The sequence below is a fragment of the Pseudomonas sp. MT92 genome (assembly GCF_058792515.1).
Genome location: NZ_JBXAFA010000005.1, coordinates 190,971 through 214,718, shown reverse-complemented (window position 1 = coordinate 214,718; position 23,748 = coordinate 190,971). Strand labels below are relative to the sequence as shown.

Genomic DNA, 23,748 nt, shown 5'->3' with positions numbered 1-23,748 from the left:
GATCAACCACATCGAAGACCGTGACCTGTGGCAATTCAAACTGCCCGGTACTCGCGAGATTATGGCGAACCTGTTCAGTTACCCGCAGGATTTTGCGACCTGGGACTACCTCTTCGCCTATGACATCAACGCAATACGTCTCGACGGTGTGGCCATCAATCGCCAGCACCAGAAGACCGTAGCCGATCTGGTGCGCACCACCAAACGCCGCATGCTGATCGGCGGTCACGATGTACCTGTCGCAAACCTTCCATACATGTTTGCCAGCGATGCCGGGCATGTCATGGCTGAGGGTGAACCCTTCGCCGCCTCCTACTTCGACACCCCTGATGGGCGAAACTTTAGTCTGCGCAGCACGGACGCCGGCATGGACGTATCGGAGATTGCCAAGCACTACGGCGGCGGCGGGCACCGTAATGCAGCTGGGTTTCGCGTGCCGTTCGACCACGTACTGGCATATCCAGCCCAGCTGGGGGCTATCGCATGACAGCCCTCCGCCGAATAGTCCGAATCCGCAGCGGGCAAATGCCGCCTCTCGAATTAAAAACGATCTGCGATAAATGCAACAAGTCGCGGGCACTTGGCAACCATCAGAAATGCAGCACGCAACGCCAGGCCGAAGGCATCGCACGGCGCACAGGGGAGAAACAGTAATGAGCCTTCCACGCTGGGTAATGATCAATCGTGCATCTGAACTCACCGGCTACAGCGAAGACGCCATACGTCACAAAGTAAAGAACGGGACCTGGGCACAGGGCCGAATATGGCGGAAAACGCCAGACGGCCGCATCGCAATCAATATGACGGAGTACGACAAGTGGGCCGAGAGCGCACCGCAGGAAGCGGCCTAGAAGCCGAGCTGGCAAAGCACAAAGGGATTGAGGTGCACGGTGGCAACATACGCGTCGTGTTCATGTGGCGGCGAATTCGCTGCCGCGAATCCCTGGGCCTGCCAGTCACCAAAGCCAACATCAAACACGCCGCCCTACTCAGGGCGGCAATCATTCACGAGATCAAAACAGGTCGCTTCGATTACAGCCGACACTTCCCCGACTCGAAGAACGCGACGAACTACAGCAACGTAAAGGATGAGCGCCTGACTGCACTGATGGCGCGCTACAAGCCGCTGAAGGCCGTCGACATTACGCCAATGACAGAGGAGAAATACGGCTATGCGCTGGATATTTGTACCGAGCTGCTGGGTGCAGACCGATTAGCCGGCATTCTTTTACCCGAAGATATCCAGGTGCTCAGGACGCAACTGATTGCTACCCGAGCGCCATCAACGGCGAACCATTACTTGGCCACATTCGCCGGCTTCCTGGCCTGGTGCGAGAGCAACAACTATTGCCGCAAAGGACTGTCCGCCGCTTGCATACGGTTTGCGATGATCGGCCGAGAACCCGACCCGCTGACCAAAAACGAATTCAAACAGCTGCTAAGCAAGGGGTGTCTCCACGCGCAGGATGCCGCCGCGATCACGCTCGCTGTGTACACTGGCCTACGCCCGGGAGAGTTGTGCGCGCTGGCCGTCGAAGACATCGACCTCATCGCTGGCCAGATCAACATCACCAGGGCAATCACAGCAGATGGCACATTCAAAGTCCCCAAGACCGGAAAACCAAGGGCAGTACTTCTGATGCCGCCGGCAGTCGAGGCCTGTAAAACACTGATGGACTTAGTGGCGGACCACGCACCAAGCGAGATCGAAGTGTACATGAACCGCCATGAAAGCCGCATGGAATCAGTCACCCCGCTACTATCTCCGACTACGCAGGCCCGGAAGAAAGTCATAAACCTTTGGTTTATCCCTACATCTTGGAACACAAAGTGGGCCGCGATTCAAAAGCGCTCAGGGATTCGCCCACGCCGCCCGTACCAGACTCGACACACCTATGCCTGTTGGTGTCTGACCGCACGCGGCAACCTTGCATTTATTGCAAAACAACTGGGGCATAAGGATTTCACTATGCTAGTCGAGGTTTACGCAAAATGGATGGACGACGAGTCCCCAAAAGAACTTGAGCAGATTTGGAAAAACATCAGCCAACTATGATCTTGCCAACGTAATAAACGGTCAACAAAGAAATTGCCGCAACAATTACGCCATAATAGGCATGCACGTATTCCTTGAAATAAGCCAATCGACCTTTCTTCATGAAAAACTTCTCATTTGAAGTCATATCAATTGAATCGATAGCATTCCAAGCGGCATGCCTAACTCTTAAATACAGCCCTTTATTTTCATCCTTTAACTCTGAAATCTCCATTTCACGCAAATCCCCGAGAACCGAAGCTTCAACAGCATTCGTTCCGATATGGGTATTTAAATTAGAAATCTTTAATTCGATTTGCGATAGAAGCCCCGCATACCCACTTTCAAAGTCGGAATGCAAAAACTCCCCCCTCTTTAACTCATCCTCCACCCACTCTGATAGCGCCTCTAACTTATCTACAATTTTCTCCCTCGTTTTCAGTGCCTCTGCCCGACTATTCGAGCGCACCTGCATATAAACTGTAAATGTCCAACCGAGCATTAGCGCAATTAACTGAGCCGGCAAATTTGCAAAAGTCATTTTTGCCCCGCTTCCTCAACACTAATCCGAGCGGCTTGCAGGCGATCAGAGATCAAATTTTCAATACTTTTCACTAATGAGTGCGAGTAAGTCAAGCGCGCACTTAAATCGCTCCAGCTAAAACCTTCATCCCTTATTAATCCGCCAAACGCCTCATCAAGGAACGATCTCCCATACCGGTTATACCCATCCAAATCAACATGAACAAACTTATGCTCTTTTAGATTTGGAACCAAGAGCTTTTTACGGAATTCCTCACCACTAAGCTTAGTATTAATATCCATATATCTACCGTACGGCCTCTCACCAAAATCCTTAACTACACTTATATTAACAGTATCTTCTTTCATGGCAGCTCAATATTCCACTGAATTAATGTCCCTGGGAAGCTCTGCGGAAGACGCACAAGCTCCGGCTCATCACCAGCTTTCTCGTACTTACACAACCCATCATTACTAAACACCCACAGCCTTCCACCTGGAGTGTCATTTACTAAAGCCATAATACTCTTACTTCCCTGACCGTGTCGATCCCTATTAGTTCCTGAAACATCGCCCTGCAAAGACAAATAGATCAATTTGTCATCCGATATTACGGTAGGAACATATCGAGTCAGACCCGTCCCCCTAAGTTCCGGGAATTTATCCAATAACAACCTATATTCTTTAGGGTGTTTATTCTGAACAGAACTAAGAAACCATGGATGCTGAACTACTGTTTTAGGAATACCCACGCCCTTATCATAAATTGCAAGATGGAGCATCTTGCCCTTAACTCGACAAATCAACCACCACCTTTTCTCCGACGGCAGAGAGTCAGGGTATGCATGCAATTCGACATTATAGATCGTTTCTGACACAGCATCTCCATAGACATACTCCGTCTCGGCGCTCATTTTATCTAGATAGATTTTCTTCTGGATGAAATCTATTATCTCATCCATACATTCATTCCCAACACCGGACATAACAGGCATAACCCTGACGCCGCCGAGCGAGTAATTTACTTTCTCACCAGTTAAAAGTCGGTATAAATTATAATTCCTTATTATCGAATTTACTTGTTCCGACTTATCAGAAAGAATAACTTTTACAGACCCCTTCCCGACTCGACTAGAAAGCGCCGTATCCACAGCAGCATAAAGCACTACAAAAGCAGCGGCCGACAAAGTCTCGGTAGCACTAAAATCAACATAGCACCTACCCCTACCAAGCCGAGATTGTATTTCAGATATAAATGCCAAGGTTTTAGTATAGGTTTCCCGCTCACCTGACACTTCATAAACATTGATATCTTCCGGCGCTACGATTGGGTGCCAACCACCAAACTCTCTTCTTTCACCATACTTCTGGTGACTATTGCTTTTATTTTTACTTTTACGTCGTTTAAGAGCGTTTTCCCAACGCGCTATCGCAGCACGTTCCAGGAAAATTTTTTGTGTCGCATCCAGCTTTTTCACCACGCTCTCCCCAAATTGAAAGGGACACCTTCCTGCCCCTTTCTTACTCAGCCTGCCTTATGACCCCCATCCTGGCATCAAAGGACAATGGCCGCTGATGATGATAAGGTTCCTACTGCAGCTTATCCAGATATGCATCAACAAAGTCCTAATGCCCCATTTTTGCCCCACAAACTTCGACAAGCATCGCTAAGCCATTGATGAATAAAGCAATTTCAGATTTATCCGCCCACACGCCGATGATGCAGCAGTACTGGCGCCTGAAGAACCAGCACCCTGATCAGTTGATGTTCTACCGCATGGGCGACTTCTACGAGATCTTCTACGAAGACGCGAAGAAGGCCGCCAAGTTGCTGGACATCACCCTCACTGCCCGTGGGCAGTCGGCCGGGCAAGCGATTCCGATGTGCGGTATTCCTTACCACGCGGCCGAAGGTTATTTGGCGAAACTGGTGAAGCTTGGCGAGTCGGTGGTGATCTGTGAACAGGTTGGCGACCCGGCGACCAGCAAAGGGCCGGTGGATCGCCAAGTGGTGCGGATCATCACGCCGGGGACAGTGAGCGATGAGGCGTTGCTGGACGAGCGCCGGGACAACCTGATCGCCGCTGTATTGGGTGACGAGCGTCTGTTCGGCTTGGCGGTGCTGGACATCACCAGCGGCAACTTCAGCGTGCTGGAAATCAAAGGTTGGGAAAACCTGCTGGCGGAACTCGAACGGGTCAATCCGGTGGAGCTTCTGATCCCGGATGACTGGCCGAAAGACCTGCCGGCGGAAAAACGCCGTGGGGTGCGTCGCCGCGCGCCGTGGGATTTCGAGCGCGATTCGGCACTGAAAAGTCTTTGCCAGCAATTCGCTACCCAAGACCTGAAAGGTTTCGGTTGTGAAAACCTGACCCTGGCCATCGGCGCCGCCGGTTGCCTTCTGGCTTACGCGAAAGAAACCCAGCGCACCGCATTGCCTCACTTGCGCAGCTTGCGTCATGAACGCCTGGACGACACTGTCGTACTCGACGGCGCGAGCCGCCGCAACCTGGAGCTGGATACCAACCTGGCCGGCGGCCGTGACAACACACTGCAGTCGGTGGTCGACCGTTGCCAGACGGCCATGGGCAGTCGTCTACTGACCCGCTGGCTGAACCGTCCTCTGCGCGATCTGACCGTATTGCTGGCTCGCCAGACATCGATCACCTGCCTGCTCGATGGCTACCGATTCGAGAAACTGCAACCGCAGCTCAAGGAAATCGGTGACATCGAACGAATTCTCGCGCGAATCGGCCTGCGCAATGCTCGCCCCCGCGATCTCGCACGCCTGCGTGACGCCCTCGGTGCACTGCCGGCACTGCAAGTGGCGATGACTGAGCTCGAAGCCCCGCACATTATTCAACTGGCCAGGACCACCAGCACCTACCCCGAACTGGCGGCGCTGCTGGATAAAGCCATCATCGACAATCCACCGGCGGTGATCCGTGACGGCGGCGTGTTGAAGACCGGTTACGACAGTGAACTCGACGAACTGCAATCGCTCAGCGAAAACGCCGGGCAGTTCCTGATTGACCTCGAAGCCCGAGAAAAAGCCCGCACCGGCCTCTCGCACCTGAAGGTTGGCTACAACCGCATTCACGGCTACTTCATCGAACTGCCAAGCAAGCAGGCCGAATCAGCACCGGCTGACTACATCCGCCGCCAGACGCTCAAAGGCGCCGAACGCTTCATCACACCAGAACTGAAGGCCTTCGAAGACAAGGCGCTGTCGGCCAAGAGCCGTGCCCTTGCCCGGGAAAAAATGCTCTACGAAGCGCTACTGGAAGATTTGATCGCACAGTTGCCACCGCTGCAGGACACCGCTGCGGCGCTAGCCGAGCTAGACGTTCTGAGCAACCTGGCAGAGCGTGCGCTGAACCTCGACCTGAACTGCCCACGCTTCGTCAGCGAGCCGTGCATGCGCATCACGCAGGGCCGTCACCCGGTAGTCGAACAAGTCCTGACCACCCCGTTCGTCGCCAACGACCTGAACCTGGACGACAGCACGCGGATGCTGGTGATTACCGGTCCGAACATGGGCGGTAAATCCACCTACATGCGGCAAACCGCGCTGATCGTGCTGTTGGCACACATCGGCAGCTTCGTACCGGCGGCCAGTTGCGAGCTGTCCCTGGTCGACCGGATCTTCACCCGGATCGGTTCCAGTGATGACCTGGCCGGCGGGCGCTCGACCTTCATGGTCGAAATGAGCGAAACCGCCAACATCCTGCACAACGCCACCGAGCGCAGCCTGGTGCTGATGGACGAAGTCGGACGCGGCACCAGTACATTCGACGGTCTGTCCCTGGCGTGGGCGGCAGCGGAGCGCCTGGCGCATTTGCGGGCTTACACGCTGTTCGCCACCCACTACTTTGAGTTGACGGTCCTGCCGGAAGCCCAACCGCTGGTGGCCAACGTGCACCTCAATGCCACCGAGCACAACGAGCGCATCGTGTTCCTGCACCACGTTCTGCCAGGGCCTGCCAGCCAAAGCTACGGCCTGGCTGTTGCGCAGCTGGCCGGCGTCCCAAGCGAAGTGATTGTGCGTGCCCGCGAACATTTAAGCCGACTGGAAGATACCGCCCTGCCTCACGAGGCGCCCAAGCCAGTCAAAGGCAAACTGGCCGCGCCACAGCAAAGCGATATGTTCGCCAGCCTGCCACATCCCGTGCTGGATGAACTGGCCAAACTCGACCTGGACGACATGACACCACGTCGTGCACTCGAAATGCTCTATACACTGAAGACACGGATCTAACGCATAGGCTTGCAAGCTGTTAGAATCTCGCGCGGTTTGGGATGCTGCTGGCTATAGCCTGGCCTGCAGACTATCGCTCCCGAACCTTGCGACCCCCACGTGAAGGGGCGCAGCAAGCCGCGCCTGAGGAGAAAATTAGAAATGACCTTCGTCGTCACCGACAACTGCATCAAGTGCAAGTACACCGACTGCGTAGAAGTGTGTCCGGTGGACTGCTTTTACGAAGGCCCGAATTTCCTGGTGATTCACCCGGATGAGTGCATCGACTGCGCACTGTGCGAACCAGAATGCCCTGCCGTGGCCATCTTCTCCGAAGATGAAGTCCCGGAGGAGATGCAGGAGTTCATTCAGCTCAACGTTGAGCTGGCTGAAATCTGGCCCAACATCACCGAAAAGAAAGAATCGTTGCCCGATGCCGAAGAGTGGGATGGTGTCAAAGGCAAGATCAAAGATCTCGAACGCTGATTTTACCCGCGCTCACGAAAAGGCCCCTTGCGGGCCTTTTTGCTTTTTCATGGGCAAAAAAAAGGGGCGGTTTGACCCGCCCGCATTTTTTCCCTATTCCCTTTGTTCCTTTTCATCGTCCTGATGAATCGCTTCCTGCGATGTCCCTTCCCTTCGTCCTTGAAGGGTGTGTCTGTCCGTCGACACAACCCGAATACTAGAGCGTTCCGTGGCAAGAGCAATCGGGGCCTGGCTCCCCAACCGCTTGTCACACGCCGTAAATGTATAAAAAATTACTTATTTTTCAGTTAGATAAACTTCTCGCCTGAAATTCTGAGCAACTATCACCCTGTAAAAATAACGAACACTTACGAAAGAGTAAGCGAAGACTTACAACGCGAGACTACGAACCAGATGAGCACCCTGCGCTTAGTTTGTTTTTCCATGGCAACAAAAAGCCCCGAACCAGTCGGGGCTTTTTGTTAGCTGCTACACAAGGCTGTTACTGAAACAGCGACTCGCTAGACAAGCCATTTTTCTCCAGGATCTCCCGAAGACGCTTCAGGCCTTCAACCTGAATTTGTCTGACTCGTTCCCGGGTCAGGCCAATTTCCAGGCCTACGTCTTCAAGGGTGCTGCTCTCATGACCTCGCAGGCCGAAGCGACGGACTACCACTTCGCGTTGCTTGTCGGTCAACTCGGAAAGCCATTGATCAATGCTCTGGGACAGGTCGTCATCCTGCAACAACTCGCATGGATCGGTTGGGCGATCATCGGTAAGGGTATCCAGCAGGGTTTTATCCGAATCCGGACCCAGCGAGACGTCGACTGAGGAAACTCGCTCGTTCAGGCCAAGCATGCGCTTGACCTCGCCTACCGGTTTTTCCAGCAGGTTGGCGATTTCTTCAGGTGAAGGTTCATGGTCGAGTTTTTGCGTCAGCTCCCGTGCGGCCCGCAGGTACACGTTGAGCTCTTTGACCACATGGATCGGCAACCGGATGGTCCGGGTCTGATTCATGATCGCGCGTTCGATGGTTTGACGAATCCACCAGGTCGCGTAGGTCGAAAAGCGGAAGCCACGTTCAGGATCAAACTTCTCCACCGCCCGGATCAACCCCAGGTTGCCCTCTTCGATCAGATCAAGCAGCGACAGACCACGATTGACGTAACGTCGGGCGATTTTCACCACCAGGCGCAAGTTACTTTCAATCATGCGTTTGCGCCCGGCCGGATCACCACTTTGCGACAGGCGCGCAAAATGCACTTCTTCTTCAGGGGACAACAGCGGGGAAAAACCGATTTCATTGAGGTACAGCTGCGTGGCATCGAGCGCCCGCGTGTAGTCAATGTACTTGTGTTGCTTTAGCGAAGCGGAGTGTTTGGATTTGGCACGAACGGAAGGTGGAGCCGCCCCTTCATCATTCGACATCGAATCCGCACCGATGCCGGTCTCCATCAAGACCTCATCGTCGATGTCAAACTCCGGCACTTCTTTACTGAGAGCCATTGTTATAGTCCTTTGGTGAGTTCGACCTCAAGCTCAAGCGGCGCCTTTATCCTTGGCAACGCTGGAGCCTGTCCCCTCTACGATGGAACAGGCTGGTAAGCGATCAACGACGTGGCAGGAATTGCAGCGGATCTACAGGTTTACCTTGACGGCGAATCTCAAAATGCAGTTTCACCCGGTCCGTACCCGTTGACCCCATTTCGGCAATTGTCTGTCCGACCTTGACCTGCTGCCCCTCCCGAACCAACAGCCTGCGGTTATGTCCGTAGGCACTGACGTAGGTTTCGCTGTGTTTGATGATCACTAATTCGCCGTAGCCCCTTAAGCCACTCCCGGCGTATACCACCGTCCCATCAGACGCAGCTAAAACAGGCTGTCCCAAATCCCCGGCGATATCAATTCCTTTATTCAAACTACCGTTTGAAGAGAATTTTCCAATTAAAATGCCATTAGATGGCCATCCCCAGCCGGTCGGGGCCGGACCGGCTGGAGGCATCGGAGCGGGTGCTGGCTTGTTGGCGACGGACGGTACAACCGCTGTCGCAGTGCTGGTCGAACCGTTTACCGGACGACGGATAACCGTGGTTTTACTCGAGGACGAAGGCGTTGAATTCGACGAGCTGACCGTCGTCGACGTTGAATCGCTACGCCCGTCGAAGCGAATCGTCTGACCCGGATGGATCGTATAGGGCTCAGCAATGTTGTTGCGTGCCGCCAGGGCCTTGTAGTCCCAGCCGTAACGAAAGGCAATGGAAAACAGCGTGTCCTTGGGGCGGACGACATACTGCCCCGTCGTTACCGCCGGACGCTGGGCGACGGCATTGTTGCGATCGACCACGCGTACATCGCTGGATTTGTTGCTGGAACAACCGACCAGCAAGGTGCTCAAGACAAGGCCAGTCACCAGGCGCTGAAAGCTCGTTGTACCCATACGCTGCGCAATGACTGTGAGACTCACCCGCCGCTCCCTTTGTGGTGGCTGAAAATATGATTTGCCGTGGTCCGGCATGAAATGTCGCAAGTATAACGGGCCGTGCACGCTTTACCTTTAATGAAGCGAAATGGCTTCGCGCACACGTTTGCTGCTGGACAAAACAACCCGTTTAACCAATCGACGCCGCTGTAAGACAGAAGCAATCGAAGAGAATTCAGAACCCTGAAACAAATGATCAGGCCAGTGGTCCGTTGAGCAACGGAACGAAGCGAACCGATCCCAGAACACGTCTGGAAAAGCCCTGTTCTTCCCTGATGATCAGCATCAATTGTTGAACCTCGCCCGACCCGACCGGGATCACCAGACGCCCTCCCGGCGCCAGCTGATCGAGCAGTGCCTGAGGCACATCGGTCGCCACGGCGGTCACGATAATACCGTTGTAGGGCGCCAGCGCCGGCCAGCCCTCCCAGCCATCGCCCCAGCGAAACACCACATTGCGCAGGTTCAATTCGACCAGGCGCTCCTTGGCCCGGTCCTGCAGCACCTTGATGCGCTCGACGGAAAACACTCGCTCGACCAGTTGCGACAAAACGGCCGTCTGATAACCCGACCCCGTGCCGATTTCCAGCACCTTGTCCAACGGACCTGCTTCCAGCAGCAGCTCGCTCATGCGCGCCACCATATAAGGCTGGGAAATGGTCTGGTTATGTCCAATCGGCAGCGCCGTGTCTTCATAAGCACGGTGCGCCAGCGCTTCGTCGACAAACAGGTGACGCGGTGTACGGCGGATGACTTCCAGCACCCTGGCGTTCGACAACCCCTCCTCATACAAACGCTGGATAAGCCGTTCACGGGTCCGTTGCGAAGTCATCCCGATGCCGCGCCGCAGCATATCGTCGTGCTCACGAGACATCAGCGCAGCCCCTCCAGCCAGCCATCGAGACTTCTGAAGGCGTCATTGAAGGTGCGATCCAGTTGCAGCGGAGTGATGGACACATAGCCCTGCATGACCGCATGGAAATCAGTGCCCGGGCCACCGTCCTCGGCATCTCCGGCAGCCGCAATCCAGTACCCGGCCTTGCCTCGCGGATCGACCACCTGCATCGGTGCCGCCGCGCGAGCGCGATGGCCCAGACGGGTCAACTGGATGCCGCGTATGTGATCCAGCGGCAAATTCGGAATATTCACGTTCAATACCGTACGCGGAGGAAGATCGAGCTCAGCGTGGGCTTCGACCAGTTTGCGCGCAAAGTACGCCGCTGTAGGAAGGTTCTCGACTTGTCGTGAAACCAACGAAAAGGCGAATGAAGGACGCGCCAGGAAACGCCCTTCGAGCGCCGCCGCCACGGTTCCGGAATACAGGACATCGTCCCCCAGGTTGGCGCCCAGATTGATTCCGGAAACCACCATGTCCGCTTCACGTTCCAGCAAGCCGTTCAGGCCCAAGTGCACACAATCGGTCGGTGTGCCGTTAACGCTGATAAAGCCATTGGCCAGCGTCTGTGGGTGCAACGGACGGTCGAGCGTCAGCGAGCTGCTGGCGCCGCTTTTGTCCTGGTCCGGGGCGATAACCACGCATTCGGTGTAATCTGCCAGCGCAGCATAAAGCGCGGCGAGACCGGGTGCGGCTACCCCATCGTCGTTAGAAATCAGAATACGCATGGGCTGTCCGTCTGCCCCACCGGCACCAGATCAACAAGTTCGCGCACCAATACAGTGGCGAAGCATCCGGCCGGCAGGACGAATTCCAGTTGCAGAATGTCAGGCTCGGGATAATGCCACGTCAACCCGGCTATGGGCAGTCGCAGGATGCGACGTTCGTGGCTCATTCCGGCGTTAATCAACCAATCGCGAAGGTCGGCTTCGCGTGCGGCGATTGCCTGCTCCAATTCATGGACAGCGCCCGTGGCCGGCGAGTCACCTTCACCCCACTGCGGGCCGGTCGGATGCAGATCGAGAATCGCCAGACGAGGGTCGCTGCACTCGGCCTCACCGGCCGGAAAGAAGCTGCGGCTATCGGTGAATGCCAGCAAGTCACCCACTTGGGCACGCTGCCAGGTGCCATCGGCAACACGGGCTGCCAACACCTGGTTGAACAGAAAGCTACGGGCTGTGGAGAGCAGGCGCGAACGAACGTTGCGCTGCTCCGGCAACGCCTTGCGCGCAGCCCAGGCGCGGGCATCGACCACATTACCGCCGTCGTGCCCGAAGCGCTGCGCCCCGAAATAGTTGGGGATGCCTTGTTGGGCGATCAACTGCAGGCGCTCTTCAACGGCCGCCTTGTCGCCGGCGAACTGCGTCAGGCGCAAAGTAAAGCCATTGGCCGAGTGGGCACCGCGTTGCAACTTGCGCTTGTGCCGACTGGTCTTGAGGATTTTCAGCGTGTCGTTTTCTGCCGCCGACAGATCCGGATCGGCCTTGCCCGGCAGTTGAACGCTGAACCACTGGCGGGTCAGCGCCTGGCGATCCTTGAGCCCGGCATAACTGACAGTGCGCAATGAAACGCCGGCTGCCTTGGCGATTCGCCGCGCCGCTTCTTCAGTGTTCAGACCGCGCTTTTCCACCCAGATCCACAGGTGTTCACCGTCACCGCTCAGCGGAATATCAAGGACTTCGTCGACCTGAAAATCTTCCGCGATGGCTTTCAGGACTGCAGTGCCGAGGGCTTCACCATTGGCCCGCGGGCCGAGCAATTGCAGTTCGTTCATGCGCGCAGCAACAAGGCAACGGAGTGCACCGCAATGCCTTCTTCGCGACCGACAAAGCCAAGCTTTTCGGTAGTGGTAGCTTTAACGTTCACTTGATCCAACTCAACTTGAAGATCCGCGGCAATCAGTGCGCGCATCGATTCGATATGCGGGGCCATTTTTGGCGCTTGGGCGACAATGGTGTTATCGACGTTGCCGACTTTCCAGCCCTTGGCGTGGATCAATGCGACGACATGACGCAACAGCCCACGGCTGTCGGCGCCCTTGAATTGCGGGTCGGTGTCCGGGAAGTGCTTGCCGATGTCGCCCAGCGCAGCCGCGCCGAGCAAGGCATCGCTCAAGGCGTGCAGCAGGACGTCACCGTCGGAGTGAGCGAGCAGCCCGAAGCCATGTGCAATACGCACGCCGCCCAGAGTGATGAAATCGCCTTCAGCGAAACGGTGCACATCATAGCCGTGGCCAATACGCATAAAAAAACGCCCCGAATTTTGTCAGGGCGTGATTCTACCTGCATTAGGCACCTAGAGCATGCGCGTGATGCCGCAAGTGATCATCGATAAAACTGGCGATGAAGAAATAGCTGTGGTCATAGCCGGGTTGCAGACGCAAGGTCAGCGGATGCCCCGCCAGTTTGGTCGCCTGCTGCAAGGCTTCCGGCTTGAGCTGGGAGGCCAGAAAATCATCGCGATCTCCTTGGTCTACCAGCAGCGGCAGCTTCTCGTCGGCCTCGGCAATCAATGCGCAGGCATCCCACTCGCGCCATTTCGAGCGATCTTCCCCGAGGTATCGAGAAAAAGCCTTCTGGCCCCAAGGGCAGTCCATCGGATTGTTGATCGGCGAAAAAGCCGACACCGACAGATAACGCCCCGGATTGCGCAAGGCACAGACCAGCGCGCCATGGCCACCCATGGAGTGACCGCTGATGCCACGCTTGTCGGACGCCGGGAAATGGGCTTCGACCAAAGCCGGCAATTCCTGCACGACATAGTCATGCATCCGATAGTGGCGCGACCATGGTTCCTGCGTGGCATTCAGATAAAACCCGGCGCCGAGACCGAAGTCCCAGGCGCCATCCGGATCGCCCGGTACGTCCGGACCACGAGGGCTGGTGTCCGGCGCGACGATGATCAACCCCAGCTCGGCCGCCATGCGCATGGCGCCGGCCTTCTGCATGAAGTTTTCGTCGGTGCAGGTCAGGCCGGATAACCAGTAAAGCACGGGCAGCTTGCCGCCCAGCTCCGCTTGTGGTGGCAGGTATACGGCGAACACCATGTCGCAGCCGAGCACCTCGGAACGATGCCGGTAGCGTTTGTGCCAGCCGCCGAAGCTTTTCTGGCAGGAAATATTTTCCAAACTCATGGGAATCCTCCCAGCAGCAAGCCGCAAGCTTGTAGCTGCAAGTCGAGGCGCGCTCTCTTGCAGCTTGCTGCCGCTTCTTAGAAATGGATGACGGAGCGGATGCTTTTTCCTTCATGCATCAGGTCGAAAGCCTTGTTGATATCTTCCAGACCCATGGTGTGGGTGATGAAAGTGTCCAACGGGATTTCGCCGGTTTCAGCCATTTCCACGTAGCTTGGCAATTCGGTACGACCGCGTACGCCACCGAACGCCGAACCGCGCCAGACGCGACCGGTGACCAGCTGGAACGGACGGGTGGAGATTTCCTGACCGGCACCGGCGACACCGATGATCACCGACTCGCCCCAACCCTTGTGGCAGCACTCCAGTGCGGCACGCATCAATTGGACATTGCCGATGCATTCGAAGGAAAAGTCGACGCCACCATCGGTCATGTCGACGATGACTTCCTGGATCGGACGGTCGAAGTCTTTCGGGTTCACGCAGTCGGTTGCACCCAGCTGTTTGGCGATCTCGAATTTGGCCGGGTTGATGTCGATGGCGATGATACGAGCCGCCTTGGCTTTGACTGCGCCGATGACAGCCGACAGGCCGATACCGCCAAGGCCGAAAATGGCCACGGTGTCACCGGGTTTCACCTTGGCAGTGTTGAGGACCGCGCCGATGCCGGTGGTGACACCGCAACCCAGCAGGCAGACCTTTTCCAGTGGCGCTTCTTTAGCAATTTTGGCGACGGAGATTTCCGGCAGCACGGTGTACTCGGAGAAGGTCGAAGTGCCCATGTAGTGGAAAATCGTTTCGCCCTTGTAGGAAAAACGCGAAGTGCCATCCGGCATCAGGCCTTTGCCTTGGGTCGCGCGAATCGCCTGGCAGAGATTGGTTTTGCCCGACAGACAGAATTTGCACTGACGGCATTCCGGGGTGTACAGCGGGATCACATGGTCACCGACGGCAACGGAGGTTACGCCTTCGCCGATCGCCTCGACAATCGCACCACCTTCATGACCGAGGATCGACGGAAAGATACCTTCCGGGTCGGCACCGGACAGGGTGTAGGCATCGGTATGGCAAACACCGGACGCCACCACACGCAGCAGCACTTCACCGGCCTTGGGCATGGCGACATCGACTTCAACGATCTCCAGCGGTTTCTTGGCCTCGAAGGCAACGGCGGCGCGCGACTTGATCATGGTGAAACTCCAGTGAATAAAAACGAGACAGGGAGTGTATTACAGCGCCTTACGGTGAATAATCCGGACAAAAGCAAAACATTATTGCTACACAGGGATAATCCACGATGTCTGACAATCGCTGGGAAGGCATCGACGAATTTGTCGCAGTCGCCGAATGCAGCCAGTTCACTGCCGCCGCCGAACGCCTGGGGGTTTCTTCCTCCCACGTCAGTCGACAAATCGTACGCCTGGAGGAGCGCCTGCAAACCCGCTTGCTCTACCGCAGCACTCGCCGGGTGACGCTGACTGAAGCCGGGCAGACCTTTTTGCAACATTGCCAGCGATTGCAGGATGGTCGAGAAGAGGCGTTGCGCGCGGTCGGCGACTTGACCAGCGAACCCAAGGGCATGCTGCGCATGACCTGCGCCGTGGCCTACGGGGAACGCTTTATCGTGCCGCTGGTGACGCGTTTCATGGGGCTCTATCCGCAACTGCGGATCGACATCGAACTGAGCAACCGGCAACTCGATCTGGTGCATGAAGGCCTGGACCTGGCCATCCGCCTGGGTCGCCTGCAGGACTCGCGACTGGTCGCCACCCGCCTCGCACCACGACGCATGTTTCTTTGCGCGTCACCTTCCTATCTGGAGCGTTATGGTCGCCCCCACAGTTTGTCGGAGTTAAGCCGTCACAATTGCCTGATCGGTAGCTCTGATCTCTGGCAACTGGAACAGAACGGGCGGGAATTTTCCCAGAGGGTCCAGGGAAACTGGCGTTGCAACAGTGGGCAAGCGGTGCTGGATGCGGCGCTACAGGGCGTAGGGTTATGCCAGCTGCCGGATTATTACGTGCTGGAGCACTTGAAAAGCGGTGCGTTGATTTCGCTATTGGAGGCGCATCAGCCACCGAATACGGCCGTCTGGGCGCTTTATCCACAGCAACGGCATCTGTCGCCCAAGGTGCGCAAACTCGTCGATTATCTGAAGGAAGGATTGGCGGAAAGACCCGAATACCGGGGTTAGGGATCGTCTAGCCTCGGTTAGCCCAGCGCTGACGCAACCATTCCAGATCTTCGGGGCGCGTGACCTTGAGGTTATCGGCGCGCCCTTCGATCAGGCGCGGCGCCATCCCCGCCCACTCCATGGCCGAAGCTTCGTCGGTGATGACGGCGTCGGCCACCAGGCTGTCCGCCAGCGCGCGATGCAATGCGCCAAGACGGAACATTTGCGGCGTATAGGCTTGCCAGATCACGCTGCGATCCACGGTTTCAACCACACGACCCTGCTTGTCGACCCGCTTCAAGGTATCCCGTGCCGGCACCGCCAGCAGTCCACCCACCGGATCATCGGCCAGGTCGCCCAGCAACCTGTCCAGATCATCGCGACTCAGATTGGGCCGTGCGGCATCGTGCACCAACACCCAATCCTCGTCATCCGCACCCAACGCATGCAAATGCAACAGCGCATTGAGTACCGATCCGGAACGTTCGGCACCGCCATCAACGCGTTGAATGCGCCGATCGGAAGCACACGCCAGGTTCGGCCAATAAGGATCGTCAACCGCAAGACTGACCACCAATCCCTTAAGAGATGGGTGATCAAGGAAACAGCCGAGGCTGTGTTCGAGAATAGTGCGCCCGCCCAATTGCAAGTATTGCTTGGGACGGTCCGCGGCCATACGGGCACCGACGCCCGCGGCAGGAATCACGGCCCAGAAGGCCGGTAGAGACAAATTCATTGTGCCAACTGGTAAAGGGTTTCACCGTCCTTGACCATGCCCAGCTCATGGCGAGCCCGCTCTTCAACGGTCTCCATGCCCTTTTTCAACTCGCTGACTTCAGCGTCCATCACCCGATTGCGCTCCAGCAAAGACTCGTTCTCAGCGTGCTGATCCGCGATCTGCTGAGTCAGTTCGGCCACTTGCGCCAGGCTGCCATTACCCACCCACAGGCGGTACTGCAGGCCAGCCAGCAGCAGGAGCAAGACGAGGAACAACCAATTGGGACTGCGCATCGAATATCAGGTATCCAGTGAAAAAAGACAGCCATACCAAAACATGAAGCTACTGATAGCACGAAGCCTGGATGAACCAGGCTTGTGCTAATAAGGCATCAGATTAGTGCTAAAAACGTCGCCGTAGCGATTTTTCCGACACAATCCGGTGTCTTTTTTTATGTACCGATTAGCCGCGGAATTCGCTGCGGCCGTTGTACTTGGCTTTGCCGTTCAACTGCTCTTCGATACGCAGCAGTTGGTTGTACTTGGAAACGCGATCGGAACGGCACAGGGAGCCGGTCTTGATCTGGCCAGCCGAGGTGCCCACAGCCAGGTCGGCAATGGTCGAATCTTCGGTTTCGCCGGAACGGTGCGAGATCACCGCGGTGTAACCAGCGGCCTTGGCCATCTGGATGGCTTCCAGGGTTTCGGTCAGGGTGCCGATCTGGTTGAACTTGATCAGGATCGAGTTGGCGATCTTCTTGTCGATGCCTTCTTTCAGGATCTTGGTGTTGGTCACGAACAGGTCGTCGCCTACCAGTTGGGTCTTCTCGCCGATCTTGTCGGTGAGGATTTTCCAACCAGCCCAGTCGGACTCGTCCAGGCCGTCTTCGATGGAGATGATTGGGTAACGCTCGGTCAGACCTTTGAGGTAATCAGCGAAACCTTCTGCGGTGAAGACCTGGCCTTCGCCGGACAGGTTGTATTTACCGTCTTCGTAGAATTCGCTGGCCGCGCAGTCCAGGGCCAGGGTCACGTCGGTGCCCAGCTTGTAACCGGCATTGGCCACGGCTTCGGAGATCACTTTCAAAGCGTCTTCGTTGGAAGCCAGGTTAGGCGCGAAACCACCTTCGTCACCGACCGCAGTGCTCAGGCCACGGGCTTTCAGCACGGCTTTGAGGTGATGGAAAATCTCGGTGCCCATGCGCAGACCTTCCGAGAAAGTCTTGGCGCCAACTGGCTGAACCATGAATTCCTGGATGTCGACGTTGTTGTCGGCGTGTTCGCCACCGTTGATGATGTTCATCATCGGGACCGGCATCGAGTAAACACCCGGGGTGCCGTTCAGGTTGGCGATGTGAGCGTACAGCGGCAGATCCTGGTCCTGTGCAGCTGCCTTGGCGGCGGCCAGGGAAACGGCGAGGATCGCGTTGGCGCCCAGGGTTGCCTTGTTTTCAGTACCGTCGAGCTTGATCATCGCCAGATCCAGCGCTTTCTGGTCGCTTGGGTCAGTGCCTTTCAACAGGTCACGGATCGGACCGTTGATGTTGGCAACGGCCTTGAGTACGCCCTTGCCCAGGTAACGGCTCTTGTCGCCATCACGCAGCTCGAGCGCTTCACGCGAGCCAGTGGAAGCACCGGACGGCGCGCAGGCGCTGCCGATGATGCCGTTGTCGAGAAGCACATCCGCTTCCACGGTGGGATTGCCACGGGAGTCGAGAACTTCACGACCTTTGATGTCGACGATTTTAGCCATTGTTGTAAACACTCCAAAGTTGACGAAAACGACGCAGCTGTAGGAAATCTTTGATCGTCGGCAAGCGATGTGCAGCGGGCAGACTTGCAGACGATAAAGCTCAGACCCGAGGGCCTGAGCGTTAAATCGTGCGGTACTTTACCGGAGAATTGAGGATTACGCGGTTTCTACCGTCGGAAAACTCTTCACCAATTCGTCCAGCGCCTTGAGCTGGGCCAGGAATGGCTCCAGTTTATCCAGACGCAGGGCGCAAGGGCCGTCGCACTTGGCGTTGTCCGGGTCCGGGTGGGCTTCCAGGAACAGGCCAGCCAGGGACTGACTCATGCCTGCCTTGGCCAGATCGGTGACCTGGGCGCGACGACCACCGGCGGAATCGGAGCGACCGCCCGGCATTTGCAGCGCGTGGGTCACGTCGAAGAACACCGGGTACTCGAACTGCTTCATGATGCCGAAGCCAAGCATGTCGACGACCAGGTTGTTGTAGCCGAAACTCGAACCACGCTCGCAGAGGATCAACTGATCGTTACCCGCTTCCACGCATTTGTTCAGGATGTGTTTCATTTCCTGAGGCGCAAGGAATTGGGCTTTCTTGATGTTGATCACGGCACCGGTCCGGGCCATCGCGACCACCAGGTCGGTCTGGCGCGACAGGAAGGCCGGCAGCTGAATGATGTCACAGACTTCAGCAACGACTGCGGCCTGATCCGGCTCATGGACATCGGTGATGACCGGCACGCCAAAGGCCTGCTTGATGTCCTGGAAAATCCGCATGCCCTCTTCCAGGCCGGGGCCTCGGTAAGAGGTCACGGAGGAGCGGTTAGCCTTGTCGAAACTGGCCTTGAACACGTAAGGGATACCGAGTTTCTCGGTAACCTTCACGTATTCTTCGCAGACCTGCATCGCCATGTCGCGGCTTTCCAGCACGTTCATGCCACCGAACAGCACCATTGGCTTGTCGTTGGCAATCTCGATATCACCTACACGGATGATCTTCTGCGCCATAAGGTTCAAGCCTTCTTCTGGTGTTGAGCCAAGGCGGCCTTGACGAAACCACTGAACAACGGGTGACCGTCGCGAGGTGTCGAGGTGAACTCAGGGTGGAACTGGCAGGCGACGAACCATGGATGATCCGGTGCTTCAACCACCTCGACCAGCGCGCCATCACCGGAACGACCGGAGATTTTCAGGCCGGCTTCGATGATTTGCGGCAGCAGGTTGTTGTTCACTTCATAGCGGTGACGGTGACGCTCGACGATCACGTCCTTGCCGTAGCAATCGTGAACCAGGGAACCCGGTTCCAGCAGGCAGTCTTGCGCGCCGAGGCGCATGGTGCCGCCCAGATCGGACGCTTCGGTACGGATTTCGACGGCACCGGTGGCATCTTCCCACTCGGTGATCAGGCCCACGACCGGGTGACCGCTGGCGCGATCGAATTCGGTGGAGTTGGCGTCTTTCCAGCCCATGACGTTACGAGCGAACTCGATCACGGCCACCTGCATGCCCAGGCAGATACCCAGGTATGGCACTTTGTTTTCGCGAGCGTATTGAACGGCAGTGATCTTGCCTTCCACGCCACGCAGGCCGAAACCACCAGGCACCAGGATTGCGTCGACACCTTCGAGCAACGCGGTGCCCTGGTTTTCGATGTCTTCGGAATCGATGTAGCGCAGGTTGACCTTGGTACGGTTGCTGATGCCGGCGTGACTCATCGCTTCGATCAGCGACTTGTAGGCGTCCAGCAGCTCCATGTACTTGCCGACCATGGCGATGGTGACTTCGTGCTCCGGGTTGAGCTTGGCGTCGACCACGGCATCCCACTCGGACAGATCGGCGCCGCCGCATTGCAGGCCGAAACGCTCGACGACGAAATCGTCCAGACCCTGGGAGTGCAGAATGCCCGGGATCTTGTAGATGGTGTCGGCGTCTTCCAGCGCGATCACCGCGCGTTCTTCAACGTTGGTGAATTGCGCGATCTTGCGACGGGAAGACAGATCGATCGGATGATCGGAACGGCAAACCAGCACGTCAGGTTGCAGGCCGATGGAACGCAGCTCCTTGACCGAGTGCTGGGTTGGCTTGGTTTTGGTTTCGCCGGCAGTGGCGATGTACGGCACCAGCGTCAGGTGCATCAGCATCGCGCGCTTGGCGCCGACTTCGAAACGCAACTGGCGGATGGCTTCGAGGAACGGTTGGGATTCGATGTCACCCACGGTGCCGCCAATCTCGACCATCGCGACGTCGGCATCGCCGGCGCCCTTGATGATGCGGCGCTTGATTTCGTCGGTGATGTGCGGGATGACCTGGATGGTCGCCCCCAGGTAGTCACCACGGCGCTCTTTGCGCAGCACATGCTCGTAGACACGGCCGGTGGTGAAGTTGTTGTTCTGGGTCATGGTCGTGCGAATGAACCGCTCGTAATGGCCCAGGTCCAGGTCGGTCTCGGCACCGTCGTGGGTGACGAACACCTCACCGTGCTGGAACGGGCTCATGGTGCCCGGGTCGACGTTGATGTACGGGTCCAGCTTCAGCATGGTGACCTTAAGTCCCCGCGCCTCCAGGATGGCCGCCAATGATGCCGATGCAATGCCTTTCCCCAATGAAGAAACAACACCGCCCGTGACGAATATGTAGCGCGTCATGAAAAACCCTAGAAGTCTGCGTTAAAGCGGTCCGAGCCGCCGGGGAAAGCGAAGGAAGGCCGAAGCCCCCGATCACCTGCATTAATCACAGTGCACCTTTCAAAAAAACCGCCGCGTTGGGACAGACCGGAAGATGAAACACCGGTACGTTGCTCGCTACACATTTTTTGGAATCGCCCAGCAAAGACTGCTTGGTAATCGGCAACTCCTGCAATTCAGGCGAATCCACAGAAGTTGTATCAAGAAGGGAGCGTAGTCTACCGGAAAGCCCCTTTCATCTCAAACCTTGATCCTCGTCAGGCGGCTGCCAATGTAAATTCCAGCTTCCCGCCGCAGCGCCATCAAGCCCCGGCAGGTTCGCCACCGCCAGCAATTGCTGACCTTTGAACAGCAGCGGCAATCTGCCGCGCACGAACAATGGTACAGCGCATTCGTTAAGCAAACGCTTCAGATCGCGATGCCCCCGACCTGGCAAATCCATCATTTCTCCGCCTTCACGATAGCGGATATGCAGCGGACCCTCCGGGATTGCACCGGCGATTTTCAGCACTCCATTTTCGGGCAAGGCCAGAGGAGACGCTGGATCCAGCCATGCCCCGACAGCGGGGCAAGCGCGCAACCAGTGGCCGGTCAGCCACCAGATGCGGCCGCCAGACCGATGCAATTCGCCATCGGCCAACCGCCAGACCGGACGGGCATCACCCGCCGCATCGCGTAAATCTTGCCAACCCGACCAATGGTCGGTATCCGGTAGCCCTGTCAGCGACTCGAGCCAATGGCCAAGCGCATTGCGTTGACGCGCGGCGGAGAGTTTCTGCAGTGATGCCAACTCCAGCGATGGCAACTTGAGCCACTCGAAAGGACTGTCCGTGCTGGCGTCGAGCAGATCCATTTGTGCCAGGTCGTCGAGCAATCCCTGCGCTTCGCTCAGATGCGCAGCGCTGCGGGCCATGGTCGCGGCGGCCTGCGGCCACCGCGCGGTCAATGCGGGGAACACTTGATGACGCAGGTAATTGCGCGAGAAATGTCGATCCTGGTTGGAAGGATCCTCGATCCAGCTCAATTGGTGCTTGGCCGCATAGGCTTCCAGATCGGCGCGACTCGCCTCCAGCAGGGGCCGCAACAGATGGCCGTTACCCAGCCGACGCTGGCGAGGCATTCCCGACAGACCTCGCACCCCGGCCCCACGCAACAAACGGAAAAGCAGGGTTTCGGCCTGATCATCACGATGCTGACCGGTCAACAGAACGTCGTTGCCCCCGGTAACCTCGACGAACGCGCCATAACGGGCATCCCGGGCCGCACGCTCAGGACTGGCGCCGGGCTGCACTTGCACACGGACAACCCGCAACGGTACGCCCAGCGCCGCGCACAACGACCGACAATGGTCCGGCCAGGCTTCAGCCACAGCCTGAAGACCATGATGAACATGAATGGCACTTAATGGCGGCAGGGATTCGGTTTTTGCGAGTGTTGCGAGAAGGTGCAGCAGGACAGTGGAGTCAAGACCGCCGGAGAAGGCGATGCGCCAGGTTTTGGCGTTGCGCCAGGGCGCGAGATTCAGGAGAAGTCTGGTTGGCAGATCACTATTGGACTGGCTCATATCCTTCATTCACACAAATCAAATGTGGGAGCGAGCTTGCTCGCGATAGCGGTATAACAGACAACGGATTGGTCGAATGTTAAGCCCCATCGCGAGCTGGCTCGCTCCCACAGGGTAGAGCGAACAGCGCGGTCAGATCAGAGACCGTAGCTCATCAGACGCTCGTAACGACGGGCCAGCAGCGCTTTGTGGTCGAGCTTCTTCAGCATCGCCAGTTGCGAGCTCAGCTCGGCACGGATATTGGCAGCTGCCGCCGCTGGATCACGGTGCGCACCACCCAAAGGCTCGCTGATCACTTTGTCCACGATGCCCAGGCCTTTCAGGCGCTCGGCGGTGATACCCATGGCTTCAGCGGCGTCCGGTGCTTTCTCGGCGGTTTTCCACAGAATCGAAGCGCAACCTTCCGGAGAGATCACCGCATAGGTCGAGTACTGCAGCATGTTCAACTGATCGCAAACGCCGATCGCCAAAGCACCACCGGAACCACCTTCACCGATCACGGTGGCGATGATTGGGGTTTTCAGGCGAGCCATGACCCGCAGGTTCCAGGCAATGGCTTCGCTCTGGTTGCGCTCTTCAGCGTCGATGCCAGGGTAAGCGCCCGGCGTGTCGATGAAGGTCAGGATCGGCATCTTGAAGCGTTCGGCCATTTCCATCAGGCGGCAGGCCTTGCGGTAGCCTTCCGGTCGCGGCATGCCGAAGTTGCGGCGAACCTTTTCGCGCACTTCGCGGCCTTTCTGGTGACCGATCACCATCACTGGCTGGTCATCCAGGCGGGCGATACCGCCTACGATGGCGGCGTCGTCGGAGAAGTGGCGGTCGCCGTGCAACTCATCGAACTCGGTGAAGATGTGTTCGATGTAGTCCAGGGTGTAAGGGCGACGCGGGTGACGCGCCAGACGCGCGATCTGCCAGCTGGTCAGCTTGCCGAAGATATCTTCGGTCAGGGTGCTGCTTTTATCCTGCAGGCGGGAGATCTCATCGCCGATATTCAGCGAATTGTCATTACCGACCAAGCGCAACTCTTCGATCTTGGCTTGCAGGTCGGCGATCGGCTGTTCGAAATCTAGAAAATTCGGGTTCATAGGCGTCCGTC

At 57.0% G+C, this 23,748-nt stretch carries 24 protein-coding genes; 6 read left to right on the top strand and 18 right to left on the bottom strand.

What is annotated here, in order from left to right:
• The first annotated feature begins 61 nt into the window (after positions 1–61).
• The 3 genes from AC1Q6D_RS11345 (at position 62) to AC1Q6D_RS11335 (ending at position 2,056) form a co-directional block, all read left to right on the top strand.
• A complete protein-coding gene (locus AC1Q6D_RS11345; protein WP_256590155.1) occupies positions 62–487 on the top strand; it encodes a DHHA1 domain-containing protein in 426 nt (141 codons plus the stop codon).
• Positions 488–560: 73 nt separating this feature from the next.
• Positions 561–851, top strand: a complete 291-nt coding sequence (gene xisR / locus AC1Q6D_RS11340) for an excisionase family protein (protein WP_492618465.1) — start codon at positions 561–563, stop codon at positions 849–851.
• Positions 818–2,056: a site-specific integrase gene (locus AC1Q6D_RS11335; RefSeq protein WP_103403592.1), complete on the top strand. Its 1,239-nt coding sequence runs from the start codon at positions 818–820 to the stop codon at positions 2,054–2,056. Before xisR ends, AC1Q6D_RS11335 begins: the two co-directional genes overlap by 34 nt.
• On the opposite strand, the gene AC1Q6D_RS11330 is transcribed toward AC1Q6D_RS11335, so the two are convergent.
• From AC1Q6D_RS11330 to AC1Q6D_RS11320, 3 genes are read right to left on the bottom strand one after another with little or no spacing between them, the layout of a single operon-like run.
• Complete coding sequence (locus AC1Q6D_RS11330; protein WP_103403593.1) at positions 2,043–2,576, bottom strand: hypothetical protein; 534 nt, start codon at positions 2,574–2,576, stop codon at positions 2,043–2,045. The two genes, AC1Q6D_RS11335 and AC1Q6D_RS11330, sit on opposite strands and share 14 nt — an antisense overlap.
• Complete coding sequence (locus AC1Q6D_RS11325; protein WP_103403594.1) at positions 2,573–2,926, bottom strand: STAS-like domain-containing protein; 354 nt, start codon at positions 2,924–2,926, stop codon at positions 2,573–2,575. The genes AC1Q6D_RS11330 and AC1Q6D_RS11325 overlap by 4 nt, the downstream gene beginning before the upstream one ends.
• On the bottom strand, positions 2,923–4,035 hold the full coding sequence (locus tag AC1Q6D_RS11320) for a hypothetical protein (protein ID WP_146041457.1): 1,113 nt from the start codon (positions 4,033–4,035) through the stop codon (positions 2,923–2,925). The genes AC1Q6D_RS11325 and AC1Q6D_RS11320 overlap by 4 nt, the downstream gene beginning before the upstream one ends.
• Positions 4,036–4,247: 212 nt before the next feature.
• On the opposite strand from AC1Q6D_RS11320, the gene mutS reads away from it, so the two are divergent.
• Together mutS and fdxA are read left to right on the top strand one after the other, a co-directional pair.
• Positions 4,248–6,815 (top strand): DNA mismatch repair protein MutS, encoded by a 2,568-nt coding sequence (mutS, locus tag AC1Q6D_RS11315; RefSeq protein ID WP_178083112.1) that lies wholly within the window; start codon positions 4,248–4,250, stop codon positions 6,813–6,815.
• Between the two features lie 141 nt (positions 6,816–6,956).
• The gene (gene fdxA / locus AC1Q6D_RS11310; RefSeq protein WP_007908827.1) at positions 6,957–7,280 is read left to right on the top strand and encodes a ferredoxin FdxA; all 324 of its coding nucleotides are present in this window, start codon (positions 6,957–6,959) and stop codon (positions 7,278–7,280) included.
• A gap of 481 nt (positions 7,281–7,761) precedes the next feature.
• Here the strand turns inward: fdxA and rpoS are convergent, their stop codons facing one another.
• From rpoS to AC1Q6D_RS11270, 8 genes are all read right to left on the bottom strand, one after another.
• Positions 7,762–8,766 carry an RNA polymerase sigma factor RpoS gene (gene rpoS, locus AC1Q6D_RS11305; protein ID WP_103403597.1) on the bottom strand — a complete coding sequence of 335 codons (1,005 nt, stop codon included), beginning with the start codon at positions 8,764–8,766 and terminating at the stop codon, positions 7,762–7,764.
• 103 nt (positions 8,767–8,869) lie between these two features.
• Positions 8,870–9,724 (bottom strand): peptidoglycan DD-metalloendopeptidase family protein, encoded by an 855-nt coding sequence (locus AC1Q6D_RS11300; protein ID WP_103403598.1) that lies wholly within the window; start codon positions 9,722–9,724, stop codon positions 8,870–8,872.
• Positions 9,725–9,935: 211 nt separating this feature from the next.
• Entirely contained in the window at positions 9,936–10,571 is a 636-nt protein-coding gene (locus tag AC1Q6D_RS11295; RefSeq protein ID WP_177329343.1) for a protein-L-isoaspartate(D-aspartate) O-methyltransferase, read from the bottom strand.
• Positions 10,572–10,612: 41 nt separating this feature from the next.
• Positions 10,613–11,362 (bottom strand): 5'/3'-nucleotidase SurE, encoded by a 750-nt coding sequence (gene surE, locus AC1Q6D_RS11290; protein WP_047526347.1) that lies wholly within the window; start codon positions 11,360–11,362, stop codon positions 10,613–10,615.
• On the bottom strand, positions 11,350–12,408 hold the full coding sequence (gene truD / locus AC1Q6D_RS11285) for a tRNA pseudouridine(13) synthase TruD (protein ID WP_103403599.1): 1,059 nt from the start codon (positions 12,406–12,408) through the stop codon (positions 11,350–11,352). Before truD ends, surE begins: the two co-directional genes overlap by 13 nt.
• The gene (gene ispF, locus AC1Q6D_RS11280; RefSeq protein ID WP_090316982.1) at positions 12,405–12,878 is read right to left on the bottom strand and encodes a 2-C-methyl-D-erythritol 2,4-cyclodiphosphate synthase; all 474 of its coding nucleotides are present in this window, start codon (positions 12,876–12,878) and stop codon (positions 12,405–12,407) included. Before ispF ends, truD begins: the two co-directional genes overlap by 4 nt.
• Before the next feature lie 43 nt (positions 12,879–12,921).
• Positions 12,922–13,773, bottom strand: a complete 852-nt coding sequence (gene fghA, locus AC1Q6D_RS11275; RefSeq protein WP_178083113.1) for an S-formylglutathione hydrolase — start codon at positions 13,771–13,773, stop codon at positions 12,922–12,924.
• A gap of 71 nt (positions 13,774–13,844) precedes the next feature.
• Positions 13,845–14,957, bottom strand: coding sequence for an S-(hydroxymethyl)glutathione dehydrogenase/class III alcohol dehydrogenase (locus AC1Q6D_RS11270; protein ID WP_015093777.1), 1,113 nt, complete (start codon positions 14,955–14,957; stop codon positions 13,845–13,847).
• Between the two features lie 107 nt (positions 14,958–15,064).
• On the opposite strand from AC1Q6D_RS11270, the gene AC1Q6D_RS11265 reads away from it, so the two are divergent.
• Positions 15,065–15,961, top strand: a complete 897-nt coding sequence (locus AC1Q6D_RS11265) for a LysR family transcriptional regulator (protein ID WP_103403601.1) — start codon at positions 15,065–15,067, stop codon at positions 15,959–15,961.
• A 7-nt stretch (positions 15,962–15,968) separates the two neighbouring features.
• Here the strand turns inward: AC1Q6D_RS11265 and ispD are convergent, their stop codons facing one another.
• The 7 genes from ispD to AC1Q6D_RS11230 all read right to left on the bottom strand — a co-directional run bounded on the left by ispD (position 15,969) and on the right by AC1Q6D_RS11230 (position 23,737).
• Positions 15,969–16,676, bottom strand: a complete 708-nt coding sequence (gene ispD, locus AC1Q6D_RS11260) for a 2-C-methyl-D-erythritol 4-phosphate cytidylyltransferase (RefSeq protein ID WP_103403602.1) — start codon at positions 16,674–16,676, stop codon at positions 15,969–15,971.
• The gene (gene ftsB, locus AC1Q6D_RS11255; RefSeq protein ID WP_047526337.1) at positions 16,673–16,951 is read right to left on the bottom strand and encodes a cell division protein FtsB; all 279 of its coding nucleotides are present in this window, start codon (positions 16,949–16,951) and stop codon (positions 16,673–16,675) included. Before ftsB ends, ispD begins: the two co-directional genes overlap by 4 nt.
• 169 nt (positions 16,952–17,120) lie before the next feature.
• Positions 17,121–18,410: a phosphopyruvate hydratase gene (gene eno / locus AC1Q6D_RS11250; RefSeq protein WP_090316970.1), complete on the bottom strand. Its 1,290-nt coding sequence runs from the start codon at positions 18,408–18,410 to the stop codon at positions 17,121–17,123.
• A 156-nt stretch (positions 18,411–18,566) separates the two neighbouring features.
• Positions 18,567–19,412: a 3-deoxy-8-phosphooctulonate synthase gene (kdsA, locus tag AC1Q6D_RS11245; protein ID WP_103403603.1), complete on the bottom strand. Its 846-nt coding sequence runs from the start codon at positions 19,410–19,412 to the stop codon at positions 18,567–18,569.
• A 5-nt stretch (positions 19,413–19,417) separates the two neighbouring features.
• Positions 19,418–21,049, bottom strand: a complete 1,632-nt coding sequence (gene pyrG / locus AC1Q6D_RS11240; RefSeq protein WP_047526333.1) for a CTP synthase — start codon at positions 21,047–21,049, stop codon at positions 19,418–19,420.
• A 274-nt stretch (positions 21,050–21,323) separates the two neighbouring features.
• A complete protein-coding gene (gene tilS, locus AC1Q6D_RS11235) occupies positions 21,324–22,652 on the bottom strand; it encodes a tRNA lysidine(34) synthetase TilS (protein ID WP_103403604.1) in 1,329 nt (442 codons plus the stop codon).
• Positions 22,653–22,789: 137 nt separating this feature from the next.
• Positions 22,790–23,737, bottom strand: coding sequence for an acetyl-CoA carboxylase carboxyltransferase subunit alpha (locus AC1Q6D_RS11230; protein ID WP_103403605.1), 948 nt, complete (start codon positions 23,735–23,737; stop codon positions 22,790–22,792).
• Positions 23,738–23,748 lie beyond the last annotated feature (11 nt).

Excerpts from the sequence above, each read along its gene's own strand:
- xisR (WP_492618465.1), top strand. The coding sequence starts at position 561 with ATGCAACAAGTCGCGGGCACTTGGCAACCATCAGAAATGCAGCACGCA.
- ftsB (WP_047526337.1), bottom strand. The coding sequence starts at position 16,951 with ATGCGCAGTCCCAATTGGTTGTTCCTCGTCTTGCTCCTGCTGCTGGCT.
- surE (WP_047526347.1), bottom strand. The coding sequence starts at position 11,362 with ATGCGTATTCTGATTTCTAACGACGATGGGGTAGCCGCACCCGGTCTC.
- kdsA (WP_103403603.1), bottom strand. The coding sequence starts at position 19,412 with ATGGCGCAGAAGATCATCCGTGTAGGTGATATCGAGATTGCCAACGAC.
- tilS (WP_103403604.1), bottom strand. The coding sequence starts at position 22,652 with ATGAGCCAGTCCAATAGTGATCTGCCAACCAGACTTCTCCTGAATCTC.
- truD (WP_103403599.1), bottom strand. The coding sequence starts at position 12,408 with ATGAACGAACTGCAATTGCTCGGCCCGCGGGCCAATGGTGAAGCCCTC.
- fdxA (WP_007908827.1), top strand. The coding sequence starts at position 6,957 with ATGACCTTCGTCGTCACCGACAACTGCATCAAGTGCAAGTACACCGAC.
- ispF (WP_090316982.1), bottom strand. The coding sequence starts at position 12,878 with ATGCGTATTGGCCACGGCTATGATGTGCACCGTTTCGCTGAAGGCGAT.
- pyrG (WP_047526333.1), bottom strand. The coding sequence starts at position 21,049 with ATGACGCGCTACATATTCGTCACGGGCGGTGTTGTTTCTTCATTGGGG.
- AC1Q6D_RS11265 (WP_103403601.1), top strand. The coding sequence starts at position 15,065 with ATGTCTGACAATCGCTGGGAAGGCATCGACGAATTTGTCGCAGTCGCC.
- AC1Q6D_RS11345 (WP_256590155.1), top strand. The coding sequence starts at position 62 with ATGGCGAACCTGTTCAGTTACCCGCAGGATTTTGCGACCTGGGACTAC.
- AC1Q6D_RS11330 (WP_103403593.1), bottom strand. The coding sequence starts at position 2,576 with ATGACTTTTGCAAATTTGCCGGCTCAGTTAATTGCGCTAATGCTCGGT.
- AC1Q6D_RS11295 (WP_177329343.1), bottom strand. The coding sequence starts at position 10,571 with ATGACTTCGCAACGGACCCGTGAACGGCTTATCCAGCGTTTGTATGAG.
- ispD (WP_103403602.1), bottom strand. The coding sequence starts at position 16,676 with ATGAATTTGTCTCTACCGGCCTTCTGGGCCGTGATTCCTGCCGCGGGC.
- AC1Q6D_RS11270 (WP_015093777.1), bottom strand. The coding sequence starts at position 14,957 with ATGATCAAGTCGCGCGCCGCCGTTGCCTTCGAGGCCAAGAAACCGCTG.
- rpoS (WP_103403597.1), bottom strand. The coding sequence starts at position 8,766 with ATGGCTCTCAGTAAAGAAGTGCCGGAGTTTGACATCGACGATGAGGTC.
- eno (WP_090316970.1), bottom strand. The coding sequence starts at position 18,410 with ATGGCTAAAATCGTCGACATCAAAGGTCGTGAAGTTCTCGACTCCCGT.
- AC1Q6D_RS11230 (WP_103403605.1), bottom strand. The coding sequence starts at position 23,737 with ATGAACCCGAATTTTCTAGATTTCGAACAGCCGATCGCCGACCTGCAA.
- AC1Q6D_RS11325 (WP_103403594.1), bottom strand. The coding sequence starts at position 2,926 with ATGAAAGAAGATACTGTTAATATAAGTGTAGTTAAGGATTTTGGTGAG.